This is a genomic window from Pararhizobium sp. P1_E7 (assembly GCF_056405855.1).
In genome coordinates this window covers 1-21,737 of sequence record NZ_JBFUBH010000016.1, presented here as the reverse complement: position 1 = coordinate 21,737, position 21,737 = coordinate 1, and the positions used below count along the sequence as shown (strand labels likewise).

20 protein-coding genes are annotated in these 21,737 nt (G+C 60.9%); 8 read left to right on the top strand and 12 right to left on the bottom strand.

The window, feature by feature from the left end:
* Positions 1-164 precede the first annotated feature (164 nt).
* The 4 genes from AC1D17_RS16385 to AC1D17_RS16370 all read left to right on the top strand — a co-directional run bounded on the left by AC1D17_RS16385 (position 165) and on the right by AC1D17_RS16370 (position 4,803).
* On the top strand, positions 165-470 hold the full coding sequence (locus AC1D17_RS16385) for a hypothetical protein (RefSeq protein WP_477566435.1): 306 nt from the start codon (positions 165-167) through the stop codon (positions 468-470).
* 166 nt (positions 471-636) lie between these two features.
* Positions 637-2,295 carry a thiamine/thiamine pyrophosphate ABC transporter permease ThiP gene (gene thiP / locus AC1D17_RS16380; protein WP_477566434.1) on the top strand — a complete coding sequence of 553 codons (1,659 nt, stop codon included), beginning with the start codon at positions 637-639 and terminating at the stop codon, positions 2,293-2,295.
* Entirely contained in the window at positions 2,282-3,004 is a 723-nt protein-coding gene (locus AC1D17_RS16375) for a thiamine ABC transporter ATP-binding protein (RefSeq protein WP_477566433.1), read from the top strand. Before thiP ends, AC1D17_RS16375 begins: the two co-directional genes overlap by 14 nt.
* A gap of 287 nt (positions 3,005-3,291) precedes the next feature.
* Positions 3,292-4,803 (top strand): M48 family metalloprotease, encoded by a 1,512-nt coding sequence (locus tag AC1D17_RS16370; RefSeq protein WP_477566432.1) that lies wholly within the window; start codon positions 3,292-3,294, stop codon positions 4,801-4,803.
* Between the two features lie 90 nt (positions 4,804-4,893).
* Here the strand turns inward: AC1D17_RS16370 and AC1D17_RS16365 are convergent, their stop codons facing one another.
* Entirely contained in the window at positions 4,894-5,760 is an 867-nt protein-coding gene (locus AC1D17_RS16365) for an RNA polymerase factor sigma-32 (RefSeq protein ID WP_477566431.1), read from the bottom strand.
* Between the two features lie 517 nt (positions 5,761-6,277).
* On the opposite strand from AC1D17_RS16365, the gene AC1D17_RS16360 reads away from it, so the two are divergent.
* Complete coding sequence (locus AC1D17_RS16360; RefSeq protein WP_455269847.1) at positions 6,278-6,784, top strand: GNAT family N-acetyltransferase; 507 nt, start codon at positions 6,278-6,280, stop codon at positions 6,782-6,784.
* 66 nt (positions 6,785-6,850) lie between these two features.
* Here the strand turns inward: AC1D17_RS16360 and AC1D17_RS16355 are convergent, their stop codons facing one another.
* Positions 6,851-7,465 carry a hypothetical protein gene (locus AC1D17_RS16355; RefSeq protein ID WP_477566430.1) on the bottom strand — a complete coding sequence of 205 codons (615 nt, stop codon included), beginning with the start codon at positions 7,463-7,465 and terminating at the stop codon, positions 6,851-6,853.
* A 150-nt stretch (positions 7,466-7,615) separates the two neighbouring features.
* On the opposite strand from AC1D17_RS16355, the gene ppa reads away from it, so the two are divergent.
* Entirely contained in the window at positions 7,616-8,149 is a 534-nt protein-coding gene (ppa, locus tag AC1D17_RS16350) for an inorganic diphosphatase (RefSeq protein WP_477566429.1), read from the top strand.
* 100 nt (positions 8,150-8,249) lie between these two features.
* Here ppa and AC1D17_RS16345 read toward each other — a convergent pair whose 3' ends face one another.
* Positions 8,250-8,543 (bottom strand): YggT family protein, encoded by a 294-nt coding sequence (locus tag AC1D17_RS16345; RefSeq protein WP_264219707.1) that lies wholly within the window; start codon positions 8,541-8,543, stop codon positions 8,250-8,252.
* 130 nt (positions 8,544-8,673) lie between these two features.
* Here AC1D17_RS16345 and AC1D17_RS16340 point away from each other — a divergent pair, with 130 nt between their 5' ends.
* The gene (locus AC1D17_RS16340) at positions 8,674-9,921 is read left to right on the top strand and encodes an MFS transporter (RefSeq protein WP_477566428.1); all 1,248 of its coding nucleotides are present in this window, start codon (positions 8,674-8,676) and stop codon (positions 9,919-9,921) included.
* A gap of 102 nt (positions 9,922-10,023) precedes the next feature.
* Here AC1D17_RS16340 and AC1D17_RS16335 read toward each other — a convergent pair whose 3' ends face one another.
* From AC1D17_RS16335 to AC1D17_RS16300, 8 genes are all read right to left on the bottom strand, one after another.
* Positions 10,024-11,451: a mannose-1-phosphate guanylyltransferase/mannose-6-phosphate isomerase gene (locus AC1D17_RS16335; protein ID WP_477566427.1), complete on the bottom strand. Its 1,428-nt coding sequence runs from the start codon at positions 11,449-11,451 to the stop codon at positions 10,024-10,026.
* Positions 11,452-11,722: 271 nt separating this feature from the next.
* Positions 11,723-12,130: a F0F1 ATP synthase subunit epsilon gene (locus AC1D17_RS16330; RefSeq protein WP_477566426.1), complete on the bottom strand. Its 408-nt coding sequence runs from the start codon at positions 12,128-12,130 to the stop codon at positions 11,723-11,725.
* A 128-nt stretch (positions 12,131-12,258) separates the two neighbouring features.
* Entirely contained in the window at positions 12,259-13,821 is a 1,563-nt protein-coding gene (gene atpD / locus AC1D17_RS16325) for a F0F1 ATP synthase subunit beta (RefSeq protein ID WP_477566425.1), read from the bottom strand.
* Positions 13,822-13,845: 24 nt separating this feature from the next.
* Positions 13,846-14,727 carry a F0F1 ATP synthase subunit gamma gene (locus tag AC1D17_RS16320; protein WP_477566424.1) on the bottom strand — a complete coding sequence of 294 codons (882 nt, stop codon included), beginning with the start codon at positions 14,725-14,727 and terminating at the stop codon, positions 13,846-13,848.
* A gap of 27 nt (positions 14,728-14,754) precedes the next feature.
* Positions 14,755-16,284, bottom strand: coding sequence for a F0F1 ATP synthase subunit alpha (gene atpA, locus AC1D17_RS16315; RefSeq protein WP_477566423.1), 1,530 nt, complete (start codon positions 16,282-16,284; stop codon positions 14,755-14,757).
* Entirely contained in the window at positions 16,284-16,850 is a 567-nt protein-coding gene (locus AC1D17_RS16310) for a F0F1 ATP synthase subunit delta (RefSeq protein WP_264219673.1), read from the bottom strand. Before AC1D17_RS16310 ends, atpA begins: the two co-directional genes overlap by 1 nt.
* A 262-nt stretch (positions 16,851-17,112) precedes the next feature.
* A complete protein-coding gene (locus AC1D17_RS16305; RefSeq protein WP_477566422.1) occupies positions 17,113-17,499 on the bottom strand; it encodes an AGROH133_08824 family phage infection protein in 387 nt (128 codons plus the stop codon).
* 368 nt (positions 17,500-17,867) lie between these two features.
* On the bottom strand, positions 17,868-20,072 hold the full coding sequence (locus AC1D17_RS16300) for a primosomal protein N' (RefSeq protein WP_477566421.1): 2,205 nt from the start codon (positions 20,070-20,072) through the stop codon (positions 17,868-17,870).
* Between the two features lie 81 nt (positions 20,073-20,153).
* On the opposite strand from AC1D17_RS16300, the gene fsa reads away from it, so the two are divergent.
* The gene (gene fsa, locus AC1D17_RS16295) at positions 20,154-20,807 is read left to right on the top strand and encodes a fructose-6-phosphate aldolase (protein ID WP_477566420.1); all 654 of its coding nucleotides are present in this window, start codon (positions 20,154-20,156) and stop codon (positions 20,805-20,807) included.
* A gap of 157 nt (positions 20,808-20,964) precedes the next feature.
* Here the strand turns inward: fsa and AC1D17_RS16290 are convergent, their stop codons facing one another.
* Entirely contained in the window at positions 20,965-21,609 is a 645-nt protein-coding gene (locus tag AC1D17_RS16290; RefSeq protein WP_477566419.1) for a hypothetical protein, read from the bottom strand.
* Between the last annotated feature and the right edge of the window lie 128 nt (positions 21,610-21,737).

Sequence of the window (21,737 nt, the reverse complement as noted above, 5' to 3'; positions counted from 1 at the left end):
AAAGACCAAAAAACCGCACCGCCCGGGATCTTACGATCCCGGGCGTTTTTTTTGCGTAACTATTGGACCGATTACTGTCTTTGGGACAGCCAGTCGAACCCTCAGGGGCAAGACAAGACTGCCGCTTCGCCCCTGCCGGGAGAAGTGCCGAACGCGATGAGGCGATGAGCGTGGACGAACTGGGGACCTGCACGGGCAAGCAGGCGCCCATGCTCGCGGGCCTGGCACCGATTGCCAATGACAGCGGCGCACAGATACCACTCCATACGGCGGCCCGCGCCACAGCGGGCACTCTGATGGCTGCCCTGCCTGTATGCCGCTACACCGCCCATCCGGCGCTCGTTGCAAAAGCACGCCAGGCGGCGGGAAAGCCGCCCAAGCCCATCCTCGCCGCCGTCATGCGCAAACTCATCGTCCTGGCAAACGCCCTGCTCACACAAAACCGCCTCTGGACACCGAATGCACCTTGACCGTAAACACAGATGCTCATGCGGCCCTTTGGACCACCTTCTCCCCGGCGGGGAAAAGAGGGGGAGGAGCCGTTACTCCTGAAGCGCTTGTGTGAGTCGGGAGTTGGCCAAGTCAGGGCACGGCCATGGCGCGGAACCATTGGACTGCAAGCGATATAAGGCCATCATGATTGACCGCATCGAGAGACGTTTGACGCTTGCCGCCGGAGCGCTCTGCCTTGGCGGCATCGTTCTGTTCGTCTGCCTGGCGGCTGGCGCACTGCTTGCCTTCGACGAGCCGGGCGCTGCCGGTGACGGCGTGTTGCTCGATGCCTATGTCTTCGATGATTATGTCTGGCGCGTCGCCCGCTTCACGCTGCTGCAGGCCTCGCTCTCGACGGTTCTTTCCATCCTCTTTGCCATCCCGGTTGCCCGGGCGCTGGCGCGTCAGGTGGCCTTTCCCGGCCGCGTCTGGATCATCCGGCTGATGGCGCTGCCGCTCGGCCTGCCGGCGCTGGTCGCGGCCCTTGGGCTGATCGGGATTTGGGGGCGCCAAGGCGTGCTCAATACGGCGCTTGTCGCAATCGGTCTCGATCAGCCAGTCAGCATCTATGGCCTGTCCGGCATTCTCGTCGCGCACGTCTTCTTCAACATGCCGCTGGCGGCACGGCTGATGCTGGGCGGGCTTGAGCGCATTCCCGGCGAATACTGGCTGGTCGGAGCCAATCTCGACATGCGGCCGGGTTCGACTTTCCGCTTCATCGAATGGCCGGCGATCCGCGGGCTTTTGCCGGGTATCGCCGGGCTGATCTTCATGCTCTGCGCCACCAGCTTTACCCTTGTCCTGACGCTCGGCGGCGGGCCGGCGGCGAGCACCATCGAAGTAGCGATCTATCAGGCGCTGCGTTTCGATTTCGACCCGCCGCGCGCTATCGCGCTGTCACTGCTGCAGATTTCGGTGACATCAGCGCTGCTGATCGCCATCCGGCTTTTGACGCCGATGGCCGACCAGGGCCACGGCGGCGGGCGCGCAGTATGCCGCTTCGATGGCCGCGACGGGTTTGGCCGGGTTGGCGATTGGCTGGTGATTGCGCTTGCGGTTCTGTTCCTTGCCCTGCCGCTCGGCTCCGTCGCCGCCTCCGGTCTTCGCTCCGATCTTGTCCGGCTTGCCAGCGACCCGATGGTGCAGCGGGCCTTGCGCACCAGTATCGTCATCGCGTTGGTTTCGGGTCTGCTCTGCGTCCTGTCGGCGGCGCTGATGATCCGGGCGCGGCAGGCAGCATTTTCGCCAAGGCGGCCGCTGGCTATCCATCGTGGGCTGGCGGCTGGTATTTCGGCGAGCGCATCGCTGGTGCTTTTGGTGCCGCCGGTCGTTCTGGGGGCCGGCTGGTTCCTGCTTTTGCGGCCGCTCGGCGATGTCGCCCGTTTTGCGCCGATATTGGTGATCCTGATCAACATGCTGATGGCGCTGCCCTTCGTCTATCGCGTGCTGGAGCCGGCGATGGCCACCCATACGGCCCGCACGTCCCGGCTCGCCGCCAGCCTCGGTCTCGGTGGCTGGCATCGCCTGCGGCTGATCGATTGGCCGGGTTTGCGCAAGCCGCTGCTGATGGCCTTGTCCTTTGCCTGCGCCTTGTCGCTTGGCGAACTCGGGGCCGTCGCGCTGTTCGGCTCGCAGGATATGGTGACGCTACCGTGGCTTCTATACAGCCGCATGGCCGGCTACCGCTCGACCGATGCGGCCGGCCTGGCGCTGTTTCTCGGCCTCGTCTGCCTGGTGCTGACGATCGCCGGCACGCCGCGGGCAGGTGCCGATGATCAAAGGAGAAAAGATGTCACCGCCTGAAACGGATATCGCCGTTCGCCTCAGCGACGTTTCGGTGCGGTTCGGCAAGACGGAGCTGCGTTTCGATTGTGCCATCGGCAAGGGGCAGATCGTCGCCGTCGCCGGCGCATCCGGCTCCGGCAAGTCGACCCTGCTCAATGTGATCGCCGGGTTCGAGACGCCGGATGCGGGCAAGGTCGAAATCCTCGGCGAAAACGCCGCCGGGCGCGATCCCGCCGAACGACCGGTCTCGGTGATCTTCCAGGAGCACAACCTTTTCGCGCATCTGGATGCTGGCACCAATATCGGTCTCGGCATCGATCCGGCGCTGAAGCTGGGCATCAAGGAGAAGGCGAAAATTGCAAGCGCGCTGCTGCGGGTCGGGCTTGAGGGTTTCGGCAAGCGCCTGCCGCCGACGCTGTCGGGTGGTGAACGGCAGCGGGTGGCGCTCGCCCGCGCGCTGGTGCGCCGCAAGCCCATCCTGCTTCTCGACGAGCCGTTTGCGGCGCTCGATCCGGGCCTGCGCACCGGCATGGCCAATCTTCTCATCGATCTGCACCGGCAGGAAGGCAATACGATCCTGATCATCACCCACCACCCCGACGACGTCCGGATAATGGCCGACAGCGTACTCTTTCTCGACCAGGGCCGCATTCTGCTGCATGAGCCGGCGGCCCAGTTTCTCGAGCACACCGAAATTCCCGCCGTCGCCCGGTTTCTCGGCAGATGAGCATCGCCTGCGATGCTTTTGCCACAATTTGAACGACAGCCTATGCGACGGCGCTGGGGCCTTTCCCGTTTCCATCACGTTCGCGTGTGCGTTGCCGGGATAACACGGGGCAACTATTTCTATCGGTGTATGCTAGGCACGCAAGGGCTGAATAGGCTACAGCAGATTATTGCCGTAACCGCCGCCAGACCTATTTATACGGCTGTAAAGAATACTGAATTTGCACGCGTGCAGATCAGGAAACAGTTTGCAGGGCTGGCCTGAAGACTGGAAACGAGCTGAGGCAGATGAACAGAACGACAGCCATCGATGCGCGGTTTCCGGGAACGAATTCCGGCGTCTCCCTGCGCGTTGTCACGCTGCTGCTTGGGGGGATGCTGTTGTCCGGCTGCCAGTCCGTGATCGAGCAGACCTATGAGCCGAAGGTCTCGCCGTCTTCCAATCCGCAGATCGTCGAGGAAGTGCAGAAGGACGACCCGCGCGCCCAGGTCGGTGCCCGCGAGCATCCGCGCATCGTCGCAAGCTATGGCGGCGAATATCAGGATGAAAAGACCGAACGGCTGGTGGCGCGCATCACCGGCTCGCTGACGGCTGTTTCGGAAAACCCGAATCAGTCCTATCGCATCACCATCCTCAATTCGCCCGCTATCAATGCCTTCGCGCTGCCGGGCGGCTATCTCTACGTGACGCGCGGCCTTCTGGCGCTCGCCAACGACGCGTCGGAAGTGGCGGCCGTGCTCTCCCACGAAATGGCGCACGTGACCGCCAATCACGGCATCGAGCGGCAGCAGCGCGAAGAGGCTGAAGTCATCGCCAGCCGCGTCGTCTCGGAAGTGCTGTCGAGCGACATTGCCGGCAAACAGGCGCTGGCACGCGGAAAGCTGCGCCTGGCGGCTTTTTCCCGCAATCAAGAATTGCAGGCCGACGTGATCGGCGTTCGTATGCTCGGCGAAGCGGGCTATGACCCCTATGCGGCGGCGCGTTTCYTCGATTCGATGGCGGCCTATAGCCGGTTCTCCTCGGTCGATCCCGACAGCGACCAAAGCCTGGACTTCCTGTCGAGCCATCCAAGCGCGCCGCAGCGCGTCGATCTTGCCCGCCGCCATGCCCGCGCCTTCGGCGCGGAAGGGACGGTTGGCGACCGCGGCCGCGACTATTATCTCGCCGGTATCGATGGCCTGCTGTATGGCGATAGCCCGCAGGAGGGCTATGTCCGCGGCCAGACTTTCCTGCATGGCAAGCTCGGCATCCGCTTCGATGTCCCCGCGGGTTTCCAGATCGACAACAAGGCCGAGGCCGTGCTTGCGACGGGCCCGAACGAGACCGCTATCCGCTTCGACGGCGTTGCCGATGCGCAGAAGCGCAGCCTGACCGACTACATTGCCAGCGGCTGGGTGACCGGCCTGCAGCCGGACACGATCCACGCCATCACCGTCAACGGATTGGAGGCGGCAACTGCACGGGCATCGGCCGAGCGTTGGGATTTCGATGTGACCGTGATCCGCATCGATACGCAGATCTACCGTTTCCTGACCGCCGTGCCGAAGGGTGCGCCGAGCCTTGAGCCGACCGCCGATATCCTGCGCGCCTCCTTCCGCCGCATGACGCCGCAGGAAGCAGCGGCCCTGAAGCCGCTACGCATCCGCGTGGTCGTCGCCAGGCCCGGCGATACGCTGGCAACGCTGTCAGCCCGGATGATGGGCACGGACCGCAAGCTCGATCTCTTCCGCCTGATCAACGCCATGCAGATCACCTCGACGGTGAAGCCCGGCGACAAGGTGAAGATCATTTCGGAATAGCAAACTAGACGCCGTTGATCCAAGGATTGACGACCGGCACGCCCGCTGCCTCGAACGCTCCGGTGTCGCGCGTCGCCACCCTTGGCATTCTCAGTGCCGCATCGCCAGCACCGGGGCTTCCGCTACAAGAGCGATCCTGAGCTTTTCCAGCGCCCGGGTCTCGATCTGGCGGACGCGTTCCTTGGAGATGCCGAGGTCGGCGCCGAGTTCTTCGAGCGTGGCACTGTCTTCGCAGAGGCGGCGGGCGCGGATGATCTTCATTTCGCGCTCGTTGAGCTGGCCGAGCGCGTGGCTGAGCCAGATGCGCCGTCGCTCGCTGTCGATCATTTCGGACACCTGCTCGTCGGGAAGAGGGGCATCGCAGGCGAGAAGGTCGAGGCGTTCTCCGCCGTCCGGGTCGCCCGACGAGGAAATAGGCGCCTGCAGCGAGGCATCGTTGCCGGACAGCCGCGCGTCCATCGTCTGGACGTCGGCAAGGCTGACGCCGAGCGCTACGGCGATTTCCTCGTGCACGGCGCGGGCCGTCAGCTGGCGGTCGCCCTGGGCGAGCTTGGCGCGCAGGCGGCGCAGATTGAAGAACAAGGCTTTTTGCGCCGACGAGGTTCCGCCGCGCACGATCGACCAGTTTCGCAGCACATAATCCTGCATCGAGGCGCGGATCCACCAGCTGGCATAGGTTGAAAAGCGAACATCACGGCTCGGTTCAAAGCGGGCCGCGGCTTCCAGAAGGCCGATATGCCCCTCCTGGACAAGATCGCTCATCGGCAGGCCGAAATTGCGGAACTTGGAGGCCATGGAGATGACCAGCCGCATGTGCGCCATGGCGATCTTGTTGCGGGCCTCCTGATCGTGATGATCCTTCCAGGCCAGCGCCAGGGCATGCTCCTCATCCCGTGCGAGATAGGGGGCCGCCATGGCGATCTTGATCATGCGCCTGTCTGCTGAGAGATTTTTCATCGGCTACTCCATGACGGGCACAAGGGGGTGCCGCTGAACGATAGGTCGATGGGTCTTTCGGGATTTCCGCCGCCTGGGAGCTTGACCAGAATTCGAACCGCCCTACGTCCCGTTGAGAACCGAGGCTTAACGAAGAGCCGCGGCGTTCCGATTTGCGTGAAGCGCATATCCGGACGGTTTCAAACGCGCGACCAATGAAAAGGTTCCACGCTGCGCTGCCGTATTTTTGCGGCGGCAGGCATTTTTCTGCGTTTGCGCCTCTGTGTGCGGTCTGCATGGCCACCGGAGACCGGTGTCTGCCGGAACGAATCACCTCAGTGACAAAAAAGAGAGAGCTGCCCGCACGTTAGGCGTGCGGCGGTGCTCAAATCCTGTGCGCCGCGATGAATGCCGCTTGCCGGAAAAGTTAAAAAAGCGTTAACTTTCGATGGTTGTCCCCATAAGTTGCCTGTGAGTTAGTTAAAGACAGGGCTTGGACGGGATTCCTGTTTGTTCGGCACCGGTCTAGAGTCGCGTTATGAAAACACTATCAATCGAGGTGCGTCCGGGCGAGCCGAGGGACGCCATGTCCATCTCGGACGTGCACCGTGTCTCGTGGCTGCAGGCCTATAGCGGCCTCATTCCGCACAAGCCGCTGACCCAGATGGTTCACCGGCGCGACCATGCGTGGTGGCGCAAGGCCACGCGCGGACCCTCGACGCTGCTCGTCGTCGAAGTCGCTGGCGTGATCGCCGGTTACGCGACGCTCGGCCTCAACCGCTCCCGGTCCCTGCCGCAGGAAGGCGAGGTCTACGAGATTTATCTGCGCCCGGAATACCAGGGCATCGGGCTTGGCCGCATCCTGTTCGGCGAAGCGAAGAACCTCTTAAAGTCGCTCGGTTGCCAGGGCCTCGTCGTCTGGTGCCTGGAAGACAGCCACCATGCCGACCGCTTCTTCCGCATGGCCGGCGGCCGCGACATTTGCGAGGGCATGGAAGATTTCGGCGAGAAGAACCTGAAGAAGATCGGCTATATCTGGGATTGAGCCGCGCGCGCAGACTGGTGGCTGCGACTCATGCCGTGATGCAGGCAATGTGCTTGCGCTCTTGTTTCAATCTGGAAAAACATGTGTCGGTTCGGCCGCTGTCGAGCCCCGTATGCCGTGATACCCGGCCATGTCCCGGCCGCAGACGAAGGCTCCGGCTCTGGTGTCGGCGACCTGCCGGGCCAATAGGTTGGGTTCGGCATTGGCCAGCGCATCGACATAGCCGACCACGCAGCCTTGTCCGTCATCATCCGCCACTTTCGAGACGACGAGAACCTGGCCTTTCAATTTCGGCGACGGTTCGTAGGTGGCCGGATCGATGTTTTCCAGGAACCAACGCAGGATTGTCGCAACCGGCTTGCCGTCCGCGCCGAGCCGCCATTCGATCTTTCGCGTGGCAGTGTTGAACGGCTCGAAGCTTTCGAAGACGTCGTCGATATAGGCGCCGCTGACGGGGCCGTAAAGGATGCTCTGGCGCAGATCGCCTTCCTTGAAATAAACGGCATAATCCTTGAACCCCTTGCATCGCAGCGAAATGCTGCCGCCTTCGATGTCTTCCGGCAAAAGGGACTTGCAGTGATCCGTGTCGAGATCGGTATAGGCACTGTCATTGGCAAGGGCGGCACCGGGCGCCATCGGCAACGGGATCAGAAACGGTATGGCATAGGCGAACTGTCTCATGCGTGCTCCTCCTCAAGATACGCCCCGCAGCGCGTGAATATTCATCCAAACCTCGCATTTTTCGCCCCCGGACGAAAGTAATGTTGCGCCGCCGCATGTTTCCCGATATCGGACGTCCCATCCGAAAAACTGGCCTTTGAAGGAAAACTCATGCGTATTGATGCAATTTCGATTGGAAAGAATCCGCCGGAAGATATCAACGTCATCGTCGAGGTTCCGGTTGGCGGGCATCCGATCAAGTATGAAATGGACAAGGAAGCCGGCACGCTGGTGGTTGACCGTTTCCTTTATACGCCGATGACCTATCCCGGCAATTACGGCTTTGTGCCGCATACGCTGTCGGAAGACGGCGACCCGATCGACGTGTTGATCGCCTCGACCCGTCCGCTGGTTCCCGGCTGCGTCATCAACGTGCGCCCGATCGGCGTGCTGATGATGGAAGACAATTCCGGCAAGGACGAAAAGATCGTTGCCGTGCCGAACTATCACCTGACCAAGCGCTACGACAAGGTGAAGGACTACACCGACCTGCCGGAAATCACCCTGCAGCAGATCGAGCATTTCTTCGAACACTACAAGGATCTCGAACCCGGCAAGTGGGTGAAGATCTACGGCTGGAAGGACTCCGCCGTTGCCCAGAAGCTGATCGTCGAAGCCGTCGATCGTGCCAAGGCAGCGAAGTAAGCCAAGCGGCTGCGAAGCCTGCAGACCTTAAAAGAAAACCTCCGGATCGRYCGATCCGGAGGTTTTTTCACGTCTGAAGGGGCTGTCTGCCCGATCTCTATCAGCCGAGCAGCGCTGCGGCGATGGTGGTGTTGAGCAGGTACCAGGCAAAGTAAAGGATCACGAGGACGACCAGCGGCGACAGGTCGACGCCGCCCATATCAGGCAGCATGCGGCGGATCGGGCGGTAGAGCGGCTCGGTCAGCTGGTAGAGCGAGCGGCCGATCATGTTGATGGCGTTGTTGTTCACGTTGATCACGTTGAAAGCGTAAAGCCAGGAAAAAATGGCCGAGGCGATGACCAGGAACCACGCAATGTTGATGATGAAATTCAGGGTCGCAATGACAGCAAGCATGCCAGTCTCCAATTCGTTATTGACAGACATGTAGACATTGACGACTAAACCGGCAAGTCCGTGCTTTCGCGATGGGCCAAACATGTTTAATACGGCGCGCTAGCCTGCCGTTTTTCGGAAAGATTGCCGCATGTCCGTCCATCAGGGTGCTGACCGGTTCGCCGCGTTCCGGCATGTCTCCTACGCGCGTTTCTTCTTCGCCCGTTTTCTCGCGTCCTTCGCCATCCAGATCATCAGCGTCTCTGTGGGATGGCAGATGTACGCGCAGACGCAGAACACGCTCTATCTCGGCCTGATCGGCCTTTTCCAGTTCCTGCCGTCGCTGCTGCTCATCCTCATTACGGGATCGGTGGCCGACCGCCATTCGCGGCGCATGATCGTCTCGATCTGCATGATCGTCAGCGCGCTCTGCGCGGCGGCCCTGCTCGGGTTGACGATTGCCGACGCCTTTTCACCCTGGCCGGTGTTTGCCATCCTGGTCGTCTTCGGCATCGAGCGCGCCTTCATGGCGCCGGCAGTGCAGTCACTGGCACCGAACCTCGTTCCGGCCCACGATCTATCCAACGCGATTGCCTGGAATTCATCGTCCTGGCAGACGGCCGCCATTCTCGGGCCGGTGGCTGGCGGTCTACTCTATGGTCTCAGTGCCCTTGTTGCCTATTCGGTCGCGCTTGTCTTTCTTGTCCTTGCGTCCATTCTGATTTTCATGATCGAGAAGCCGGCGCAGCATAGCCTGAGCGAGCCGCGCGACTGGACCTCGGTGCTGGCCGGGTTCAAGTTTATCCGGACGGAAAAGATCGTGCTCGGGGCGATTTCGCTCGACCTGTTTGCCGTACTTCTCGGCGGCGCCGTCGCGCTGATGCCGGTGTTTGCCAGCGAAATCCTGGTGCTCGGTCCACTCGGTCTTGGCCTGTTGCGTGCCGCACCCGGCATCGGCGCCATCCTGGTTGCCGTGACGCTTGCCGCCTACCCGATCCGCCACAATGCCGGCAGGCTGATGTTTGCCGGCGTGGCGCTGTTCGGTGTCGGCACGGTGATCTTCGGCCTGTCGCAGGTTGCCTGGCTGTCGATTGCGGCGCTGATGCTGATGGGCGGGGCGGATATGATCTCGGTCTATGTGCGCGAAACGCTGATCGCGCTGTGGACGCCGGACGCCGTGCGCGGGCGCGTCAATGCCGTCAACATGGTGTTTGTCGGTGCATCCAACGAACTCGGCGAATTCCGGGCCGGCACGATGGCGCATATCATCGGCGCGGTTCCGGCCGTGGTGATCGGCGGCGTAGGCACCCTCGCCGTTGCGGTTATCTGGGCGCTCGGCTTTCCGCAGCTGCGCAAGATCGATTCGCTTAACGCGCCGGACCGTGCTGTTTCCGGTTGATCGGCCGAATTCGCAGCCGGGGCTTGACCCCGGCGTGTCCGGCCCCGACCGCAGGCTTGCCGCCTTCGCGTCTTCTTTGAACAAAACCTAGTTCCGAGCCCGCTAGGTCCGGCCGAACTCGTCATCCAGCCGAATGATATCGTCATCCTCGAGATAGGATCCGGTCTGTACTTCAATCAGCTCCAGCGCGATCTTGCCGGGATTTGTCAGCCGGTGGACGACGCCCTGCGGGATATACACCGACTCGTTTTCATGCAGCAGCCGCGTCTCGCCGTTAATGGTGATCTCCGCCGTGCCGCGCACGACGATCCAGTGCTCGGACCGGTGATGATGCTTCTGCAGCGAGATCTTGCGGCCGGGGGTCACATGCAGGCGCTTGACCTCGAAGCGCTCGCCGCTCAACACCGATGCGACAGCCCCCCACGGGCGATAGGAGGTCGGATGGTTTTCCGTCAGCCCTCGCGTCTTCGCCGAAAGTGCCAGCTGCTTGACGATTTCACCGACATTCTGGCTATCTTCCATGCGCCCGACATAGACGGCGTCCTCGCTGGCGATGACAGCGACATCATCCAGCCCCTGAACCGCCAGATGGATATCGCGCGACAGGACCAAGGAATTGCGCGTGTCGCTGACAGTTGCTTTCTCACCGACGACGTTGCCGGCCTCGTCCTTCTCACCGATCGCCCAGACGCTGTCCCAGCTGCCAAGATCAGACCAGCTGAACGATGACGGTACGACGGCGGCATGCGGCGTGTTCTCGAACACGGCATAGTCGACCGAGATATTCGGCGCCTGCGAGAACGACGCTTCGTCCAGGCGGTCGAAATCGAGGTCGCGCTGAGCGCCCTGGATCGCCCGTTGAGCGGCATCGTAAACAGCCGGTGCATAGCGCAGGATTTCCGCGAGAAACTGCCCGACGGGCAGCATGAACATCCCTGAGTTCCACAGATAGCGCCCGCTCGCCAGCAGCTCTTCCGCCCGCTCGCGATCCGGCTTTTCGACGAAGCGGCCAACGGTTTTGGCGCCCGTTTCGAGATCATCACCCATCTCGATATAGCCGTAGCCGGTTGCCGGCTCCGTCGGCGTGATACCGAAGGTCACCAGCTTTCCTGTCCGTGCAGTCTCCTGCGCGATGCGGATGCAATCGAAATAGTGCGCCCCGGCATCGATCTCGTGGTCGGAGGCCAGCACCTGCATGATGGCGTCATCGCCATGTTCGCGCAGCACGACGAAGGCGGCCGCTGCAAGGGCCGGCGCGGTGTTGCGGGCGACAGGTTCCAAAAGGATGCTCGACAGCGGCGCATCGAGCGCACGGGCCTGCTCGGCAACGATGAAGCGGAACTCGGCGTTCGTTACCACGATGGCCGGCGCGTATCGTTCCTGATCAAAAACCCGCTGCAGGGTTTTCTGGAACAGCGAGTGATCGCCGAGGAACTGGAGAAACTGCTTGGGCGCCGCTGCGCGTGACAGCGGCCAAAGCCGCGTTCCCTTGCCGCCGGCCATGATGACCGGCACGATCTTCGAAGCCATGCGCACCTTCTTATCTCTTGTCAAATCATAGGCGTAAATCTCAAAACCGCCTGCGACGAGCAAAGCCTAACGAAAAACGAGGGTATGTAAAATCATTTCGCCGATGCGACCGTTCGTAAAATCAAAGCGTTAACGCAGAAAAACATTGACGCTGGAAAGAAAAGGCCTGCTGCGCCGGACCGCAAAGCTCATCGTTGCCGCGATCCTGTCCATTATCAAGGCAATAAAAAACCCGCCGAAGCGGGTTTTGAAAATGGTCCGGAAGGCCGGATCAGAACGCGACGAGTATACCGTTCAGCTGGGTAAGCTCGGTCAGAAACGTCTCGACGCGCGTGCGATGCTCGTCGCTGTGCGCGCCGTCCTGAAGTTCGTGCTTTGCCGCCTCGATACGCTTTTCGATGGCGGCACGATCAGCCTCCTCGGCCGGAACAGCCGATTCGGCCAGCAGGGTGCAACCCGTCGGCAGGATGTCGGCAAAACCGCCGAACACAACATAGCGCGTTACCTTGCCGTCGATGCCCTTGACTGTCACGACACCCGGCTTGATCGTCGTCATTGTCGGCGCATGATTGGCCATGACGGTCATCTCGCCTTCCGTTGCCGGAAGGACGACTTCGCTGACGCGCTCGGAAAGCAGCAGGCGCTCCGGAGAGACGAGTTCGAAATTGAAATCAGCCATGATCATTCGCTTCTTTTGGCGCTACCGGCGAGAAACCCCGGCAGAAAATCCCGTTCGGCGCGGCCGGGCACGTGCCAGCCGCAGCGAGTGACGACCGGGGCACCGCTTGGCGCCCCGGTCGAAAGTCATTAAGCGGCTTCTGCAGCCAGGCGCTTGGCCTTGTCGATCGCTTCTTCGATGGAACCGACCATGTAGAAGGCGGCTTCCGGAAGGTGATCGTAGTCGCCGTTGACGAGGCCCTTGAAGCCCTTGATCGTGTCTTCGAGAGCAACCAGCTTGCCCGGCGAACCGGTGAAGACTTCAGCGACGAAGAACGGCTGCGACAGGAAGCGCTCGATCTTGCGGGCGCGGGCAACGGCCAGCTTGTCTTCTTCCGACAGTTCGTCCATGCCCAGGATGGCGATGATATCCTGGAGCGACTTGTAACGCTGCAGGGTCGTCTGCACCTTACGCGACACTTCGTAGTGCTCTTCGCCGACAACCATCGGGTCGAGCATGCGCGAGGTCGAGTCGAGCGGGTCAACGGCCGGGTAGATACCCTTTTCAGCGATCGAACGCGACAGAACGGTCGTTGCGTCCAGATGGGCGAACGAGGTTGCCGGTGCCGGGTCGGTCAAGTCGTCGGCCGGAACGTAGATGGCCTGAACCGAGGTGATCGAGCCCTTGGTCGTCGTGGTGATGCGTTCCTGCATCTGGCCCATGTCGGTGGCGAGCGTCGGCTGATAGCCCACGGCCGAAGGAATACGGCCGAGAAGAGCCGACACTTCGGAACCTGCCTGGGTGAAGCGGAAGATGTTGTCAACGAAGAACAGAACGTCCTGGCCTTCGTCACGGAACTGTTCAGCGATCGTCAGACCGGTCAGAGCGACGCGAGCGCGGGCGCCCGGCGGTTCGTTCATCTGGCCGTAAACGAGGGCAGCCTTGGAGCCTTCGCCGCCGCCGTGCTTGTTCACGCCGGATTCGATCATTTCGTGGTAAAGGTCGTTGCCTTCGCGGGTACGTTCACCCACGCCTGCAAACACCGAGTAACCGCCGTGCGCCTTGGCGACGTTGTTGATCAGCTCCATGATCAGAACCGTCTTGCCGACGCCGGCGCCGCCGAACAGGCCGATTTTGCCGCCCTTGGCGTAAGGAGCCAGAAGGTCGACGACCTTGATGCCGGTGACGAGGATCTGTGCTTCCGTCGACTGCTCGACGTAGGACGGCGCTTCCTGGTGGATGGAGCGCTTGCCCGAGGTGATCAGCGGGCCAGCTTCGTCAACCGGCTCGCCGATGACGTTCATGATGCGGCCGAGCGTTTCCAGACCAACCGGAACGGTGATCGGAGCGCCGGTGTCGGTGACCGGCTGACCGCGAACCAGACCTTCGGTCGAGTCCATGGCGATCGTGCGGACGGCGTTTTCGCCGAGATGCTGTGCAACTTCGAGAACGAGGCGGTTGCCGTTGTTGTCGGTTTCCAGCGCGTTGAGGATCTGCGGCAGCTGACCTTCATCGAAGGTCACGTCGACGACGGCGCCGATGACCTGCGTGACGCGGCCGACTGCGCCGGTTGCCGTAACGGCGACCTTGGCTGCCGGTGCCTTCTTCGCCACAGCGGTCTTCGCTGCTGCTGCCGGCTTTTCCGCTGCTGCCTTCACTGCTGCCGGCTTCTTAGCCGCTGCTGTTGTACTGGGGGTAGCTGCCTTAGCCATAATCCTTACCCTCTTTCCGTAACCTTAGAGCGCTTCCGCGCCCGAAATGATTTCAATGAGTTCCTTGGTGATCTGAGCCTGGCGCTGACGGTTGTAGGACAGCGTCAGCTTGTTGATCATTTCACCGGCATTGCGCGTGGCGTTGTCCATCGCGCTCATTTTGGCACCCATTTCACCGGCAACATTTTCGAGCAAAGCCCGGAAAACCTGCACCGAAATGTTGCGCGGAATAAGATCACTGAGGATCTCGCCCGCATCTGGCTCGTATTCGTAGATCGCAGCCGCTGCATCAGTCGATACCGCTTCTGCCGGAACGGCAGCAGGGATCAGCTGAAGTGCAGTCGGAACCTGCGAAATGACGGACTTGAACTCCGAATAGAACAGCGTGCAGACATCGAACTCGTTCTTTTCGAACAGGCCGATGACCTTTTTGCCGATCAGGTCAGCGTTCTCAAAGCCGATCTTCTTGACTTCGCGCAGATCGACGCGATCGATGATCAGCGACGCGAATTCGCGACGCAGGATATCGAAGCCTTTCTTGCCGACGCAGATGATCTTCACTGTCTTGCCTTCGGCAAGCAGCTTGCGCACGTGATCGCGGGCAAAGCGGGCGATCTGGCTGTTGAAGCCGCCGCAAAGACCGCGTTCCGCCGTGCAGACCACGAGCAGATGCGTCTGGTTCTGACCGTTGCCGGTCATCAGGCGAGGCGCACTGTCATCCGAACCGACAGCCTGAGCGATGTTCGAAAGAACCGCGCTCATCCGCTGCGAGTAGGGCCGTGCGGCCTCGGCCGCCTCCTGGGCACGCCGAAGCTTCGCCGCGGCGACCATTTTCATCGCCTTGGTGATCTTCTGCGTCGCCTTGACGGAGGCGATCCTGTTTTTCAGATCCTTAAGTGAAGGCATCCGTTATCCGTCCTAAATGGAACCCGATCAGGCGAAGGATTTCGCAAACGTGTCGATGGCAGCCTTGAGCTTGCCCTTGACGTCGTCGCTGATAGCCTTGTCCTTGCGGATAGCTTCAAGAATGTCCTTGCCTTCGGACCGCATGTACGAGAGCAGACCCTGCTCGAACGCGCCAACCTTGTTGACGGCGATCTTGTCGAGGTAGCCGTTCACGCCGGCGAAGATGACCGCGACCTGCTCTTCCGTCTTCAGCGGCGAGAACTGCGGCTGCTTCAGGAGTTCGGTCAGGCGTGCACCGCGGTTCAAAAGGCGCTGCGTCGCGGCGTCAAGGTCGGAACCGAACTGGGCAAACGCAGCCATTTCGCGATACTGGGCGAGCTCACCCTTGATCGAGCCGGCAACCTGCTTCATCGCCTTGATCTGGGCGGCCGAACCGACGCGGGAAACCGACAGACCGACGTTAACGGCCGGACGGATACCCTGATAGAACAGGTCCGTTTCAAGGAAGATCTGGCCGTCGGTGATCGAAATCACGTTGGTCGGAATGAACGCAGAAACGTCGTTACCCTGGGTTTCGATAACAGGCAGAGCCGTCAGCGAACCGGCGCCCTTTTCGTCCGAGAGCTTTGCAGCGCGCTCGAGAAGGCGGGAGTGCAGGTAGAAAACGTCGCCCGGATAAGCTTCGCGGCCCGGAGGACGGCGCAGAAGAAGCGACATCTGACGGTAGGCGACGGCCTGTTTGGAAAGATCGTCATAGCCGATCAGCGCGTGCATGCCGTTGTCGCGGAAATATTCGCCCATGGTAGCGCCGGCGAACGGTGCGAGATACTGCATCGGCGCCGGATCGGACGCCGTTGCGGCAATGATGATCGAATACTTCAGTGCGCCGCGCTCTTCGAGCACCTTGACGAACTGGGCAACCGTCGAACGCTTCTGGCCGATAGCGACATAGACGCAATACAGCTTTTCAGCATCCGGGCCATTGTCGTGAATGGCCTTCTGGTTCAGGATCGTATCGAGAATGATGGCGGTCTTGCCGGTCTGGCGGTCACCGATAACCAGCTCGCGCTGGCCGCGGCCGACCGGGATCAGAGCGTCGATGGCCTTAAGGCCGGTCGACATCGGCTCATGAACCGACTTGCGCGGGATGATGCCCGGCGCCTTGACGTCAACGCGCGAGCGCTGCTTGGCATTGATCGGGCCCTTGCCGTCGATCGGGTTGCCGAGCGCATCGACGACGCGGCCGAGCAGTTCCGGACCAACCGGAACGTCAACGATGGCGCCGGTCCGCTTGACGGTGTCGCCTTCCTTGATTTCGCGGTCGGCGCCGAAAATAACGACACCAACGTTGTCGGCTTCAAGGTTCAGCGCCATGCCGCGAATTCCACCCGGGAATTCGACCATCTCACCTGCCTGGACATTGTCCAGACCGTAGACGCGGGCAATACCGTCACCGACGGAAAGCACTTGACCGACTTCGGAGACAACTGCCTCCTGGCCGAAGTTTTTGATTTGATCTTTGAGAATTGCGGAAATTTCCGCGGCGCGGATATCCATCAGCCGACCTCTTTCAGTGCAAGCTTAAGGCTAGAAAGCTTTGTGCGAAGGGAAGTGTCAATCTGGCGGGACCCGACCTTGACGATCAGACCACCGAGAATAGAGGGTTCAACCGTGACGTTGAGCGTCACGTCTTTGCCGGTGACGCCCTTGAGCGCCGCCTTCAATTCAGTCTGCTGCGCTGCCGTCAGGGCATGCGCCGAAGTCACGTCTGCAGAAACTTCGCCGCGATGACGGGCGGCGGTTTCGCGATAGGACTTGACGATGCCGGGCACCGCAAACAGGCGGCGATTGCGAGCAACCACCTTCAGGAAGTTACCGACCAGACCTGTAATTCCAGCCTTCGCGACGATCGCGGAAATGGCCTTGAACTGGTCGTCGGCAGAAAAGATCGGGCTGACGATAAGGCGCTTCAGGTCGGCGCTCTCATTGATCAGCGACTGGAACTTGTCCAAATCCGCCCCTACGCTCTCCACCGAACCCGCCTCCAGTGCGAGATCGAAAAGCGAAGACGCGTACCTTTCTGCAACACCGGAAATAAGCTGGGATGTGTCTGCCACGGGCACAAGCTTCTCTTATTTTAATTCAAGGGCGATGTCTGCGGAGAACCGTAAACCCAACACCTTGAATTTGTTGCTATATTTTAAAGGATGCACAGGCCGAGCGGCCTGTTCCCCCCACAAGTCGCGGTTCGTCTAGCATAGGATATCTGGACTCGCAACACGCGAAGCGCACGAATGCGCATAGTTCAGCCCGGTTTGGCCAAATTTTGACAAAAATGGGGTATGAACTGACGAGGTCCATACTGTAGGGCCCTGACAGCCGGGCTCAGACGAAACCGAAGACATAGGCCAAGAGTAAGGCCGAAAGCACGATCTGGACGCTCAAATACAACCAATTCACCACGGTATTGCCGCTGTCCGACAGCATCGACAGGATGCGTCCGAACGCCGCAAGTGCAAAGGCGGCGCCGAGCGCCAGGTAAACCATCGGCTGGGCAAGCAGCAGGGCTGCGACACCAAGACCAAGATGAAAGCCGCCCATCGTCGAACGCGCCTCCGCATAACCGCCGCGCCGGCCTTCACGCAGACCGATTCCCAAAGCCCGAAAGGCGATACCCGGCGCAAACAGGAAGACAAGCCCAAGCAGAGATGTGATCACGGCTGCGCAGAACGCCAGGAACTCTCCCGTTTCCGTCGGAATGTAGAACTCCATTACATATGCTCCCCGCTCGATCAGCCGATTCGCTTATCGCACAGACGGATTCTGCCTGGAAGCGCTGAAACCCTACCAAAAGATCGGCCCCGCGGGTCGCGCTTTCCCACGCTTTCGCGGTAAGGCACTAAAATAGCTGCCATTATCCCTACCATGCGGAAATTCCGACAAATGGGGATAACTCTTGAACTGCATCTAAGGATCAGGCTTATCTTGTCGCCGAGCTGATCGCCAAACACCTGCCGCATTTGGGTTTCGAAGAAACCGCCCTCAACGCGCTTCCGCTGGAACTGAGGCGTCGAGCAGCAACGTTGGTTGCCGAAACAAAAGAAAGCACCCCGCCTTCCCTCGAGCCTGACTGGTAGGCTTCACAAAAAACTCTGCGGATCGATATCCAGCTGCACGCTGACCGACCCGCGCAGCTTCGGGCCGTTCGCCATCATCGTTTTCACAAATGCCTGCATGTCGCTGTTGCGGCGGCCGTGCACCAGCAGCCGGAACCGGTGGCGGCCGCGGATCAGCGCCAGCGGGGCCTCGGCTGGACCCAGGATACTGATGCCGCTGACCTTGGGGGCGGCCTGCCGCAAGCCGCGGGCATGCCCTTCCGCGTCGGCGCGCGTGTCGGCCGAGACGATGATCGAGGCAAGGCGTCCGAACGGCGGCAAAAGCGCCTTTTCCCGTTCGCTGATCTCGCGCTCGTAGAACGCTTCAGAATCACCCGAAACGATCGCCTGCATCACCGGGTGCTGCGGCTGGTAAGTCTGCAGCAGCCCGAGGCTCTTCAGGCCGGTACGCCCGGCCCGGCCCGTCACCTGGCTAAGCAGCTGGAATGTCCGCTCGGCCGCACGCGGATCGCCATTGGCAAGGCCGATATCCGCGTCGACGATGCCGACGAAGGTCATCATCGGAAAGTTATGCCCCTTGGCAACCAGCTGCGTGCCGACGACGATATCCGCCTCGCCCTTGGCAATGGCCTCCAGTTCCAGCCGCAGCCGCTTGACGCCCATCAGGTCAGAGGACAGAACAATGGTGCGGGCATCGGGAAAATGCCGGTCGACCTCTTCGGCGATCCGCTCGACGCCCGGGCCGCAGGCAACCAGATGATCGAGCGTGCCGCATTCCGGGCAGCTCTCCGGCGTCTTCTGCGCATAGCCGCAATGGTGGCATTGGATCTGGCCGCGAAACCGGTGCTCGACCAGCCAGCTGGAGCAATCCGGGCACTGGAAACGATGGCCGCAGACACGGCAGAGCGTCAGCGGCGCATATCCACGCCGGTTGAGAAACAACAGCGCCTGCTCGCCGCGCTCGACCGCCTTGCCGATATAGCGCAGCAGCACCGGCGACAGGAAACCGCCGCGCTCCGGCGGATGCTTGCGCATATCGACAAGGCCGAGATCCGGCAGCGCCGCATCGCCAAAACGTGTCGGCAGGTGGATCGGATTGTAACGGCCAAGATCGCCGTTGACCCGGCTTTCCACCGACGGCGTCGCAGACACCAGCACGATCGGGAATTCACCGATGCGGGCCCTGACCACCGCCATGTCGCGTGCATTGTAAAAGACGCGGTCTTCCTGCTTGTAGGCCGGATCGTGCTCCTCATCGACAATAATGAGACCGAGATTTTCGAACGGCAGGAACAGCGCCGAGCGGGCACCGGCCACGACCCGCACGCCGCCCTCCGTCACCTGCCGCCAGACCTTTTCACGGGTGCGCGGTGCAAGGTCGGAATGCCATTCGGCCGGTTTCGAGCCGAAGCGGTCCTGGAATCGCTCAAGGAAGCTCGCCGTCAGCGCAATTTCCGGCAACAGGATCAGCACCTGCTTACCGGCCTTCAACGTCGCGGCGATGGCCTCGAAATAGACCTCGGTCTTGCCGGAGCCGGTAATGCCGTCGATCAGCGACACGGAAAACCCGCCGGCATCGACGCTTTCCAGCAGATCGATGGCCGCCTGCTTCTGCGGCCCTTCAAGCCGGTGCTCCATATAATCTGGATCGGGCGCTGCCACCACCGGCGGCGGCGGCATGAAGACCGTCTCGAACACGCCCTGCGCCGTCAACCCGTCAATGACGCTGGACGAGGTACCGGCCGCATGGGCCAGACCTGAGCGCGTCCAGGTAAACCCGTTGTCGGCCGTTGCGATCACCCGCTCGCGCGCCGATGTCATCCGTTCCGGCCGGGTATCGGTGAGCCGCAATCCCTCGATCATCGGTTCCGGATCGAACGCCGCCGGAGCCCGCAGCGCCATCCGGGCAACGAGGCCAGGTGGCGAGACGGTGTAGGTGGCGACCCAATCGAGAAAGGTCCGCATGTCTCTTGCCAGTGGCGGGCAATCGAAGACCTGGGTAACCGGCTTCAATTTCTTTGGATCAACGCTTCCATCATCGACACCGTCCMAGACGACGCCCACGACCTGGCGCGGGCCGAGCGGCACCTGGACGATCGATCCAGGCTCGACCGCCATTCCCTCCGGAACGGCATAGGAGTATGCTTTCGGGGCGGGCATCGGCACCAGAACGGGCACGACACGGCGGGCGAACAGGTCGTCAAACAAATCGGTCGAATCTTCAGTCATCGGCCGTGACCTTGCCTCCGGATTGCGTTAAAGAAAACCCCGAAACATCAAGCAGCCCCCGCATCCCAAGGGAGAATACAAATGAAGTTTTTTGTCGATACCGCCGATGTGAACGAAATCCGGGAGTTGAACGACCTCGGGCTCGTCGACGGCGTGACGACCAACCCTTCGCTGATCCTCAAGTCCGGCCGTAACATTCTCGAAGTGACCAAGGAAATCTGCAGCATCGTCGAAGGCCCGGTTTCGGCCGAAGTTGCAGCGACCGACTACGAAACGATCATGAAGGAAGCGGCCGTCATTTCGAAGATCGCCGACAATATCTGCATCAAGGTGCCGCTGACGCTCGATGGCCTCAAGGCCTGCAAGAACCTGTCGTCGGACGGTCACTTGACCAACGTGACGCTGTGCTTCTCGGCCAACCAGGCCCTGCTCGCCGCCAAGGCCGGCGCTACCTTCGTATCGCCTTTCGTCGGCCGCCTCGACGATATCGCTTTCGACGGCATGGACCTGATCCGCGAAATCCGCCAGATCTTCGACAACTACGGCTACGAGACCGAAATCCTCGCCGCCTCCATCCGCACGGTCAACCACGTCAAGGAAGCAGCCCTGATCGGCGCCGACGTCATCACCGCCCCGCCGGCAACGCTGAAGGCACTCGTCAAGCACCCGCTGACCGACAAGGGCCTCGAAACCTTCCTGGCCGACTGGGCCAAGACCGGCCAGAAGATCGCCTGATTTTTTGGACATCGAATGCACGAAGCCCCGCGAGACGATCGCGGGGCTTTTTATCAAGCATGAAAATGCAATCGATCTTCCTATATCGTTGGTCAGCATTCAAACCGCATTTTGTGGATCATAATCTTCGAGCAAAAGTGAGTGGATAGTCGCCCAGTTAGGCTACCCGCTGGATATAGTCGTAAATCTGCTCATAACGGCGACGTGTGCCGGGTGTTCCAAGCCACTTTTCCATTGTCGCCTGTGCATAGTCCTTGCGCTTACTCACCAGCGCCGCAGCGACCACCCGCATCATCTGCGCCCGGTTGCGAGCCAACCTTCCATCGTCACGCTGATCGGCCGCGATGATATCTTCAGGCGTAGCATAGCCAGCCAAAAACGGGATAGCCCAACGTTTGATGAAAGCCCCTATATCTTCAACTACACCCAACGCCGAGTCCGACTGATGTACGAACCAGCGACCAGCGTGCGCCTTCTCAGAAAGAAATCCAATCGGCTGTTTCGATCTCCCGCCGGTTATCCCTTCGAGAAGGCCGACATTTTCGCCGACCATATCCTCAAGAACCGAATCCACTTCGGGAACGATCACTTCCATCTGCGGATAAATCGCAGCCGCCGCGTTAGGATTGTCCTTGGGATGAACCTGCACGGCTATGTCGATCTTTTGCGTAGAACCTTGAATAACGCGCTTATAGATCAAACTCGACTTGCCACGAGAGAACCCTTTCTCGATCATGTATGGATCGAGACGATCGGCCAACCCCGCCAAGATACAGGACTTGATTTCGGCTTTCATCGCCATCGTTATGGCACTCTAATTAAGGTTGAACGGACAGCATGCTGCAAACGAACAGCAGGCTGAGAATGCGGGTCAGAAACCCGCTGACCGACAAGGGCCTCGAAACCTTCCTGGCCGACTGGGCCAAGAGC